4 protein-coding genes are annotated in these 11,058 nt (G+C 44.6%); 2 read left to right on the top strand and 2 right to left on the bottom strand.

What is annotated here, in order from left to right; all coding sequences use genetic code 11:
• Positions 1-205 precede the first annotated feature (205 nt).
• The gene (locus SFV55_RS27210; RefSeq protein WP_320032745.1) at positions 206-2,428 is read right to left on the bottom strand and encodes a S9 family peptidase; all 2,223 of its coding nucleotides are present in this window, start codon (positions 2,426-2,428) and stop codon (positions 206-208) included.
• Positions 2,429-2,564: 136 nt separating this feature from the next.
• Between SFV55_RS27210 and SFV55_RS27215 the strand changes: the two genes are divergently transcribed.
• Both SFV55_RS27215 and SFV55_RS27220 read left to right on the top strand, forming a co-directional pair.
• On the top strand, positions 2,565-4,781 hold the full coding sequence (locus SFV55_RS27215; protein WP_320032746.1) for a carotenoid oxygenase family protein: 2,217 nt from the start codon (positions 2,565-2,567) through the stop codon (positions 4,779-4,781).
• A gap of 27 nt (positions 4,782-4,808) precedes the next feature.
• A complete protein-coding gene (locus SFV55_RS27220; protein WP_320032747.1) occupies positions 4,809-9,944 on the top strand; it encodes a protein kinase domain-containing protein in 5,136 nt (1,711 codons plus the stop codon).
• A gap of 1 nt (position 9,945) precedes the next feature.
• Here the strand turns inward: SFV55_RS27220 and SFV55_RS27225 are convergent, their stop codons facing one another.
• Positions 9,946-10,596 carry a response regulator transcription factor gene (locus SFV55_RS27225; RefSeq protein WP_320032748.1) on the bottom strand — a complete coding sequence of 217 codons (651 nt, stop codon included), beginning with the start codon at positions 10,594-10,596 and terminating at the stop codon, positions 9,946-9,948.
• Between the last annotated feature and the right edge of the window lie 462 nt (positions 10,597-11,058).

Consider the following 11,058-nt stretch of genomic DNA (forward strand, 5'->3'; position numbering starts at 1 on the left):
GATAGGCAATGCACTTTAGTTTTGGGCTTTAGCCCCATGAGCAAAATTGAGTTTTGGGCTAAAGCCCATTCAAGTTCTGCCCATTGAACCACCAGCTAAAGCTGGAGGCAATTCATGCGCTTCGAGCCTAGGATTTGAGAACGGTTTTTTCAAAAAACTTCACAAACCGAATCAGCTCTCATTCAACTAAAATAACAGTAACCCCCTACGGCTTCACCACCCGATCCACGCCCCCCGGAGGGCAATTCTCCTTCAAAAACTGCGTAAACAGCGTCGACAAATGTTTTGTCGTCCCCTCGCCCTCATAAATCCCGTGCGAGCGATTTGGGTAGGCCATTAGCTGGAACATCTTGTTGTGTTTGACCAATTCATTGATCAAACGTTCGCCGCTCTGGTAATGCACATTGTCGTCACCAGTGCCGTGGATGTAGAGCAACTTACCCTTCAGGTTTTTGGCGTAGGTGATTGGCGAACCATTCACAAAGTCCTCCATGTTCTCCTGCGGCAAGCCCATGTAGCGCTCCTGGTAGATGTTGTCGTAGCAGAGTTGATCCGCTACGGCGGCAATGGAGATACCGGTCTTATAAATTTCAGGGTGTTTGAACAGCAGGTTGAGCGTAGCACTGCCGCCGCCACTCCAGCCCCATACCGCTACGCGGGAGGTGTCGATGTAGTTCCATTTAAAAATCTCTTTGGCGCCCATAGCCTGATCGTGGATGTTGATGAGACCGATTTTGCGGTAAATGGATTTGCGCCATTCCCGGCCTTTGGGTGCGGGAGTGCCCCGATTGTCGAGCGAGATGTAGAAGTAGCCATCCTCCGACATGTTGCCCTGGTACATGTTGGCATTGCCGATTCCCCAGGAATTTTTGACTGTCTGCCCGGCTGGTTCGGTATACACGTGGAACACTACGGGGTATTTTTTCTGCGGATCAAAATTTTTGGGTTTCACCATCCAGCCGTCCATCGTGACGCCATCCACCGTGGTAACCTGGAAAAATTCCACTTTTGGACTCGTAGACTCGGTTTTGGGTGCATCGGGTTTAGCCTTGATTGGCTTGCAATCGGGTAGGGTAACCCAGTCACTTTGTGGACGGGTATTCACGTTGGAAAAACGCTGCTGCGCAAAACGGCCACTCGGCGCAAAACTATACCCATAAGTCCCCTGTGTATTGGCGGGCGAAAGGCGTTCAGCTTTACCACTGCCGTCCAGATTGACTTTGTAGAGGTATTTTTCGGTGGCATTGTCTGGTGAGGCCAGGAAATAAATGGCCTTGTTTTTTTCATCAATCAAACCTGGATCAATTACATCGTAAGCGCCTGCGGTTAGGAGTTTTTCCTGTTTGCCATCCCGGCTGATGCGGTAATAATGCCGCCAGCCGTCTTTTTCGGTGAGCCACAAAAAGGCGGCACCCCCTTCGATCCAGTCCCAGCTCTGATCGGCGTCCATTTGTACATCTACCCAGGCGGCGTCTTTTTCCTCCCAAATTGATTTGGCGGAGCCATTGGTGGTGTTGCACAAGAAAATTTTGTTCACTTGTTGCTTGCGGTCCAGTTGTTGCAGGATGATTTCAGTGGAGTTGGCTGCCCAATCCATGCGGGGAATGTAGTGTTGTCGATTGTCCCCAGGTACATTCATCCAACGGGTAGCACCGCCTTTTGCCGATACGATGCCAATCTTGCAAGCTGAGGGCGTTTCGCCCACCTTGGGGTATTCCACGGGTACGGTGAAGGAATAAATCGAATCGGTGTTGTTGATCATCAGGAAGTACTTCACGTTGCTGGCGTCGATTTGCCAGTAGGCGATGTTGTTGCCATCAGGGCTCCAGCGAAAGCCATCGCGGCAGCTAAATTCTTCTTCGTAAGCCCAGTCGAAGGTGCCATTGATGATTTTGTCGGTGCCGTCTTTGGTCAATTGGGTGACCTTGTTGTCGGCCAGGGTTTGGACATACAGGTTGTGTTTGCTCACAAAGGCGACCTTGCTGCCATCGGGCGAAAATTTGGCAAACATCAGCGAAGATACCGGTAGGTTGGGCCCCAATTGGACCAGGGTCTTTTTGTCCAAATCCAGTACCCAATAATCGCCCCGGGTATCGTTGCGCCAAACCCGGACGGAATTGGTGTAGATCAATACCTTGCGGTTGTCGGCGGAGGGGCGGATGGAACGAAGGCGCAATGGCTCCGTTTTGCGCGCGGGAGTAAGCATGGCCGTAGTGGCAATTACGGTACGGGTTTGTTCGGGGAGGGTGTATTGTACAATTTCTCCTCTTTCGGGTGTCCAGTAGGCGTTGCCGTCTTTGGTCCATTGCTGGGCATTCTGAGCCAGACCAGCGATTGAAAATTGAGTAAAGAGCAAGAGCGCCCAGAGCAGTAGATGGGCATAGGGACGTAAGGTTGATTTACTTGGATTAAGTCGTGGTGCGTTCATGTAATGCTTGTTTTTTTAGAAAGTTAAAAGAAATACTTGCCCAAGGTTTAAAAAAAGAGATAAAATCGGCAAAATACCCACAACTGAGGATGAAAGGATTTTGGCATTATATCTATATTTAGGCAAACATCCAATCATGCGCCCCCAACCTAATCTGACTACCTCCTCCATCACTCAGGCGAGTCGAACTGAGTATACCGATCAGCCATTGTTCCTTATTGAAGGAGTTTTGCCACAGGACTTATCTGGAGCAGTCTATTTTTCCTCTCCCGTCGGAACCGTAGAGTCGGATGGCTTGCCTTATCCCAGCGGACAGGAAGACAGTTCACCGGTATTCAATGGCGATGGAATGATTTTGAAGGTTGATTTTTCTACTCCGGGAGAAGTGTACATCTCTGCTAAAATTTTAAAAACACCCTGTTATTATGCAGATGAAGTGGTAAGCACAGTGCCTGAAGAAGATGAAAAATATGCAAAAGGTTTTTTCAATGTAGGCATTTCCCGCTTATCTACCTACCTCGGAGTACGCAATCAACTCAATACTGCAATGATCCCATTGCGTTTACCAGGAGAAGATGTAGATCGAATACTGGCTACTTTTGACACCGGGCGACCTTATGAATTTGACCCCAACTCCTTACAATTGCTACACCCAATGGGCAATAACCTCAAATGGAAAGCCCAATTTTTCCCCTTTGTAGAGTATATTTTTCCTATGATCGCTACAACGGCACACCCTGCTTATGACCCCAATTCTGGCGATTTTTTTACAGTCAATTATACCAAGAGTTTGCTCAATATGGCATTCCCTCCGAAACAATCCATTCGGAATGACCAGATAGAAACATTCTTCCAAAACATGAATCGTGTTTTGGATGAATTTCTTGATTCTTGGAATAATGTGGAATCCGAAAGAAACGTGAAGGAAGAAACGCAATTGATTGACCAGTTGGAAAAAGATGTGACCCGACAAATCAAAGAACTAAGTGCACAGGAGGAAATGCCTAATGAAGAAGAAAAAGAAGCATTTTCACTGCAACAAAATGCCGTTTTTATCGTGAAGCGCGACCAGCAGGGGAGCATTCGCTCCTGGAGGGTAAAAGACATACAAGGGGATGACATCCGCATCGCTGAAAGCATTCATCAAACGGGTATAACGGAGGATTATTTCGTTTTTATCGACTCTTCCTTCAAAATTTCAATGGATTTGTTGGTACCCTATTTTCGCAAGCCCTGGACGGTGATTTGTCAATTTTTACGCGGTTTTTTTCAAACTCGCCTGAAGGATTACACCCATATCTACGTTGTAAAGCGAAGCGATTTAAATGAAAACACTCGGGAGGTAACTGCGGAACGCCTCACCATTGCCGACCAGATGGTGCATTTTGCCATCGACTATCGTAATCCCGATCGAACCATTACATTACACACTGCCCACAACAGTTCCTTGTGTGCTGCCGAATGGGTTAGGCGGTACGATAAATTGGCCATTGACCCGGATTTGGAGCTTGATCCACATGTAGTTGGGCTACCTACCATTGGTGAAATGGATGTGAGTAAAATTGGCAGAATAAAGATCAAGGTTACTTCAAAAAAAGATGAACCGATTCGGGCAATGCTCAAGCAGTCAAAATTAATTTACGAGACTTTAGAATTGTCCGACCTTCAGAACCGGAGAGAAGATTTGCAAAACTTAGGTCCAAATACCTGGGGCATTGGCTTATTTACCTACTTGGATTACCTGGCTCCGGGTAAAATTGTAGAAAAGGTTCCTTATATCTTCTGGCAGATGTACGGCCTGGATTACCAAATACTCACCCAGTATATTTATAATTTATACGATTTGGAAACCAATGTGGTTCCTCCTGAGGATGTGCTGGCATATACCCGAGAGGGGATTCCTTTCTCGATTGTACGGCAGAATACCCGCAACATGAAACTGGAGGATTGGTATTATTTTCCAGATGACCACTATTTGCGTAGCCTACAATTCGTGCCTAAAAACAGCCCGCTTCCAGCTAATCTGGAAAAGGAACTACATGGTTATCTCATTTGTACCGTAATCGTACAAAAAGCGCCAAAGGATCCCTATTCTTTCTCGCGCGAAATTTGGATATTTGATTCGGCAGCACTTAACACGGGCCCTGTTAGCAAGCTAACTCACCCCTCCCTCAGTTTTGCATTCACCATTCATTCCGCATGGCTGCCGACTCCCCAATCTGTTAATCCAGCTTGGGCTTACGATGTACGTGAGGACTATGATCAAGTCTTAAGGACTTTCCGAGACACCAAGTACGCAGCAGAAATTCGTGAATTCATGGAGTCCAATGTTTATCCTAATTTAAAAGTATAATCCAGTTCCCTAATCCCAATTGATTTTATGAATGCAATAACCCCTAAACAAATTGGTGCTTACCAAATTGTAGCTCCGCTTTTTAAAGGCAATACCTGCGATTATGTTTTGGGCAATAACGTACATCAGCAAAAGGTGATACTCAAGTGGGTGTCTGCAATACAAGTCACTGCCCAACAAATGGACCTTTGGGCTGAAGAGTTGCAAATGTTGCAAAATTTGAATTCAGCGAATTTGCTTCGACCATTAGAAATGGGAATAGAGGATGATTTTTTGTTTATGGCTTTTGAACATAAACAAGTCCATCATTTGTGGGGGAACTTGGATTTTAACCGTTTTTCTTTGCCCGAAAAACTCAAATTATTTACCCAACTCAGCGAGGCAATAATGGAACTACACAGCGCTGGCATTTTTTATCACACGCTGACACCTTATTCAATTGCACTCAGTGAGGATTTTCAGGAATTATTTTTACTTGACTTTGAATTAGCTCGCTTAGGGAGAGCCCTGACCCAAAAGCAACAGCCACTACCCATTTATGATTTTCAGTTGCCGTATTTGTCGCCGGAGCAGACTGGTTTATTGCCAGCAAATGGCGATTTGCGTTCTGATCTTTACATGTTGGGCTGTGTGTGTTTTGAAGCCTTATTTCAACGCCCACTCTTTTTAGCGCAAGATGCCCGTTCCTGGTTGCATGCGCATGTCTCTCAACAGGTTGTATTGACTGAATCGGAAACTGCATCAATTTTTCCTGTGCTACATCACATTTTGAATAAACTTTTGGAAAAAGATCCACACCAACGATATCAAAGTGCAATTGGTGTGAAACGTGATTTTGAGCGTTGTTTACAATTGTTGCGTGATTCCAATTCCGTCACTCCTTTTTTACCGGGCCTAGAAGACACAGAGCCTGAAATTGATTGGGGAAAGTACCCACTTCAACCATTTCATCTGTTACAACAATTTAACGATGAGTTGTCCTTCCCCGATGCTGGCCTTTGGATTTTGGAGAGCAAGCGGGGAATGGGTCGAACCCGTTTGTTGCAAAACTGCCCAGCTCCCCCAAATCGTGGAATGTTGTTAATTGGACACTTTTCAATCAACAACCAGCACATTCCTTATCATGGATGGAAAGAAGTTTTTGAACAGTTGGCTGAACGCCTGATGCAAGAGGATCAATTTTCCCTGGCCAAATGGACAAAGCAATTGTTGCAGGAAATACCTGCAGGTGCTAAAATTTTAGGCGATTGGATTCCTGCTTTTCGATTGAGTATTCAGGGGAGCGATGTAGAGCAGCAAATAGTATTGCCCCTTCGAGAGGCCAAAAATCGCTTTTTCTCGATATTAAAGACGCTATTGAGTATCATTGCACAGGAACGAATTCTGCTTCTTGCCTTTGATGATGCCCATCATGCCGATTCAGCATCCCTTGAATTACTGGAAAACTTCTTGCTGGAGCCACCAATGCTTCCAATCCGGTTTTGCCTCAGTGTTGACTCCAACCACCAAAATATTGTACTTTCCCGCCTACTTAACCTTACCCACTTCCCGGTCAAAAAAACACAGCTCGCCCCATTGAGTGATGATGAAATTTTGCCTTGGCTCGGCAACACCCTCGGACCTACCCAATGGGGAATTATAGATTTGATTAAAGCCCTAAATAAACGAGCTCAGGGAGTCCCTAGAACGCTGGTTCAAACACTGTTGTACCACCACCAACGCAAGGATATCTGGTACAACTTTGGGGCATGTTGCTGGGAATGGAACCTTGAAGCCATCCGACAACAAAATACCATTCCAAGCCCTGATGTGGACTGGGCATTGGGACAGGAGCAAACCAGGCGCGCCGGGCAAAAAATTGCCCTGTTACAATTGAATAATTTTGCTGAAAAAGACCTTGAATTCTTACTGGCAGGTGTAGATAAACCACAAGCCCTTTTGCGCATGGCCAGAGCACAGGGGTTGGTGGAGATCGGTTTAAACAAACAGCAACAGCAAATTAAAAAAAGCTACCGTATCATCCCGAATTCCTTTTGGGACAAAATCAGGCAGTCGGTTTCAGCTGAAGAAGCTCTGGTTATTCACCGCGAAATCATTGCCTGGTATAGTCAGGAGCACAGCTTTGAAAACCAAACCAGGATCGCCGATCATTTTGAGTGTATTGGGGTTCAAAACTTGGATGCGGATGAAATGGGAAAAGTATTTCAACTCAATTGTGAATGTGGTCAGAAAGCATTACAATCGTATGCTTACCAGGTTGCCAGTGTCTACTTCTCGCGAGCAATTCGTTACCTGCCCGCCCAAGCCTGGCAATCGAAGCACCAACTTACCCTGCAACTTTTCCAGGATGCTGCTTTTGTAAAACTACATACTGGAGCTTACCTGGAAGCGTTGGAATTGATCGAAGTAATCTTCAAACAAGTCCTGGTTCCTGAAGACAAAGCTATTGCAGTAGAATTACAGATGGAGACCTGGAAATTACGCAACGACCTCAACACAGCCATAGACTGCGGCCTGGCTTACCTAAAAGACTTGGGGTTACCTATGGAGGCCAATCCTCCAGACTGGAAGTCAAAAATGCTATTCTCCAGAGTACTATGGCCCTTCTTATTGCGCAGAGAATCCAGCATCATTCTACAAAAGAAAGCGGAAGACCAGAAAGCTCTTGCCAAAGCCAAAATCCTCATTGCACTGGGCCCTTTAGTCTATTTGGGCCGCCCATCGTTGCTCAATTCTATTATGCGCGAAGAGCTTTTGCTGGTTTTTCAACATGGGCACTTCGACCATTCTGCCTACTGGTTTGCCAGCCTGGCCATGGTGTTGCGCGGGCATTTGGGTTGGGTCAAGTCGAGTTCAAAAGCAACCAATATTGCCGAAAAACTACTGGCTTCCCTGGACTATCCATATACACGTGCTAAAACGCTTTTTGCCCTCAATTTTTTTTCCTATCACTGGCAAAAATCTCTGCCTCAAACCATCACTTCTGGTAAACAAAGTTTGGATTTAGCTTTACAAACCAATGATTTCGAATTCGCGGCTTATTCCATGCTGCTGATTTGTTCCCATTCTTTAGAGGCCGGAGTTTACTTGAACCAGATCAATTTGGACCTAGAGCAATTCATTGGTAATACGGCATCAATCTATCAAATTCCTCAACTCAACCTGCTCAAAATTTACCGCCAGTACTTTAAATCTTTGACTCAGCCTGGGGCAGAGGAAGCCTTTGAATCGATTGAAGACCAGCCAGAATGGTACCGTGACCCTACTGCCGTCGCACTTCGGTACTTGCTTGAGTTGGAGAGCCTGTATTTTTTTAGGTCCTATTCCAGGGCTGGTGAAGTGGCTATTATTCGTGCCCCTTTGCAGGATACCGGGCCTGCGACGGTATATTTTGCCAAATTTATTTTCCTGCAAGCCCTTGCTTTGCTCGCTGAACATTTAGAAAAGGAATCGAAGTTGGGGAAAAAAGAAAGGAAAACGGTCAAAAATGCGATTCGGGATTTTGGGAAATGGAGAAAAAAAATGCCGGAAACTTTCGCCGCCAAAGAGGCTCTTCTTTGCGCAGAATGGCAACAATACCTGGGCCATGAGGACCGGGCCTCCCGGCAATATGAAAAAGTCATTCAGCTGGCTGCACAAAACAATTGTTTGTGGTTAAACGCCTTGGCTTGGGAGCGGCTTGGACAGTGGTCCGAGCGCAAACGGCACCTTAGCCTTGCCCAGGTACAGCTCCTCAAAGCCCGAGAGCTTTGGAAAGAATGGGGTGCTGAAAATAAAGTGAAGCAACTGGATCAAAATCTGAGCACCATTCAATTGCCTAACACTGGTTTTTATCACACTGAAAACGAGTTAAGTGCTGTATTGCAAACTGCATCTACAATTGTGGGTGCTTTGCGCTATGAAGATTTATTAGATAAACTTTTACGGTTATTGATTGAGGAGTTTGGCGCCCAGGAGGGTTTAATCGCCCGAGTCATTGAAAAAAAGGTCCTGCCCGAACTCCAAGCCTTTTACAAAGGAGCTGAACTTGTTTGCCGGGTACCTGAACAGGAAGATCGCGTGCTACATTATTTGCCCCAGTCGCTTATTCAGAAAATACTTGAACAAAAGAAACAGCAGGTAATTCGTCGTACTGCCGAATACGAATCTATGCGCCCCAGAGCATCTGACCATTTGCCAGCTGCACTTTTTGTATATCCCATTGTCAACCGCAACCAGGTGATCGGGCTTCTGTTATTGGTGCATCATCAACTCAACAACCTCTTTCAGGAGCGCGACCTACGTAGGATAGAACTTTTGGCTGGTCAATTGGGGGTTTCCTTCCAAAACGCCCTGTTGTATCAAGAGATGGAACAGGAGGTCAAAAAAAGAACAGAAACCATTGAACGCATCAATCAGGAAATTTCACATAAAAATCAGCGACTGGAAGCACAAATTGAACTGGAAAAAAAGCTTAAAAATCAACAAGTTGAATTGAATGAGTTAAAAATTCAAACCATCGAGCAGGAGCATCAAATGCGGGTCGCCAATGCTGAAATTTTAGCGCAGGGACTCGAACGCAAAAAGATAGCCGAAGACCTGCACGACAACGTTAAAAGTAGCCTGACAGCAGTAAATATTCAATTGACAGTTTTGGATAATCAAAACATCCAAAACGACGCTAAGGATACCATCTTAAAAGCGCGGCGATCCTTAAAAGAAGCACAGGAGGAGTTGCAGCGTATCATGCTCAATATTAGCCCAATCGCTTTGCATGATTTTGGTTTGGAGGGTGCTTTAAAAACCTATTGCGAAAATTTTTCTACACCGGAATTGCCCATCGTGTTTTCTTCCAATTTACAAGACATGCGTTTCAACTCCAGGGTAGAACTGTGTATTTATTCAGTTTGTAAGGAATTGTTGGCAAATGCAAATAAGCATGCCAATGCAAATTTGATCAATGTTGAATTAAAGTACGATCCTGAGGAATTTCAACTTTATCTCCTGGTCAAAGACGATGGGGTAGGTTTTAATAAAGATCAAAAATTTCGCAAAACCGCAATGGGTATAGCCAGTATCCAGTCACGGGTTAAATTTATTGATGGGGATATGGTAGTTACCACCGCGCCAGGTAAAGGCACTTCGGTACTGGTTCACGCTCCGGCAGAAGTGTTTATTTTATAACTCATATGAGGCCGGCAATTTCGGCCATTTTTCGAAGTTCAATCGTTGTTTTGGCGGTTAATTTTTCTTTGATGTTGCGTCGGTGGGTTTGAATGGTGGTTATTGAGAGAATTAATTTTTCAGCAATTTCTCGATTCTTCATCCCCTCAACAATCAAAACCAGAATTTCTTTCTCCCTATCAGTCAATAATGCCACTAATTTTCGCACACGCTCTTCTTCATTCAAAAGGTGTAAAGAACGCTGGGCTCTAATGGAACTACTTTTATAATGGCCACCTGCCGCAACTACTTTAATGGCTTCGAGGAGTTCTCCAGGTTCGTCATTTTTCATTACGTAGCCTTGGATGGATTTTGCACTGGCGTCTCGAAATGCTTTACTCACATCATCATTGGAATACATGATGATTTTAAGTGAAGGCCGATGTTTGATCAGCCACTCTACCAATTCATGTGTTTCCTGAATCGGCCTACGCAGTCGATAATCCAGAATTAAAATATCAGCATCTTGGTTGCGCAGCAATTGTTTGAGCTCATCAGGAGAGGAAGCTGCGCCAACAAACTGCGCTTCAGGTAAAATTTTCAATAAATCTAAGATCCCACTAGTGAGTACTTTATGATCATCTGTAATTACTATCCGGTAAGAAATTGGCATTAAGCTAGGTTTGAGGTAAAAGAAAAAACGAATAAAAGGCTTTTTTGTGAAACCAATAAATTTCCCTTGCTTTTACTCACAAGTGAGTATATTCTCACTCTGCATTCAATCCTAACTTTGAGGTGTTGGAAAAAATTTCAACTTCTTGCACGATCATTCCTTCTTATTCATAATAAACCTAAAGCCCAGCATCTACCTGCAATTAATTGTTGTTTCTGCCCTTCAGTAGGACACTATTTTGTTGACTAGCTCCAAATAATGAAATTATATAATTCAAAATAGACACGCTCTTTTAACCCCAGGAATTTTTGTAATTTGTTATTCAAAAGTTTTATTTCCAGAAGCCTGTAGAATGCTATTTCCTACAGGCTTTCTTATTGGGATAAAAAAAGAGCATCCTCCGAGAGGATGCTCCAAGATTCCCTAAAATCACCCGAATTATTAATCAATAATAGCGATTAA

Source organism: Haliscomenobacter sp., assembly GCF_033763495.1.
GTDB lineage: Bacteria > Bacteroidota > Bacteroidia > Chitinophagales > Saprospiraceae > Haliscomenobacter.

What these genes read in the sequence shown, in the direction of transcription:
- SFV55_RS27210 (WP_320032745.1), bottom strand. Translation starts at nt 2,428, where the DNA reads ATGAACGCACCACGACTTAATCCAAGTAAATCAACCTTACGTCCCTAT.
- SFV55_RS27215 (WP_320032746.1), top strand. Translation starts at nt 2,565, where the DNA reads ATGCGCCCCCAACCTAATCTGACTACCTCCTCCATCACTCAGGCGAGT.
- SFV55_RS27220 (WP_320032747.1), top strand. Translation starts at nt 4,809, where the DNA reads ATGAATGCAATAACCCCTAAACAAATTGGTGCTTACCAAATTGTAGCT.
- SFV55_RS27225 (WP_320032748.1), bottom strand. Translation starts at nt 10,596, where the DNA reads ATGCCAATTTCTTACCGGATAGTAATTACAGATGATCATAAAGTACTC.